Source organism: Photobacterium sp. R1, assembly GCF_054600795.1.
The window spans coordinates 1-234 of sequence record NZ_BAAHZP010001017.1 but is presented as its reverse complement, the minus strand read 5'-3'; the positions used below and the strand labels follow the sequence as shown (position 1 = coordinate 234).

Sequence of the window (234 nt, the reverse complement as noted above, 5' to 3'; positions counted from 1 at the left end):
ACAGTTTGGCGGTCTGAACGCGGCCATGACATCCAATCAGGCGCTGCAGGCCTCTTCGCTGGTTGGCCGTGATGTGCTGGTGCCGAACTCAACCGGCTCGAAAACAGCAGAAGGGGGTGTTGCGGGAATGGTTAAGCTGCCGCAATCGCTCAATAACCTGATCGTCCGGGTTGAGAATGCCGCTGGCGAGTTGGTCCGCAGTTTTGATTTAGGCTCCAAGCCTGCCGGCGACCA

1 protein-coding gene is annotated in these 234 nt (G+C 58.5%); it reads left to right on the top strand.

Translation table 11 applies throughout. The features are described 5' to 3' along the window. Window positions 1-234, top strand: a 234-nt coding sequence (locus ACYP03_RS28125) for an FLgD tudor-like domain-containing protein (protein WP_459782954.1), incomplete at both ends; no start/stop codon positions are given.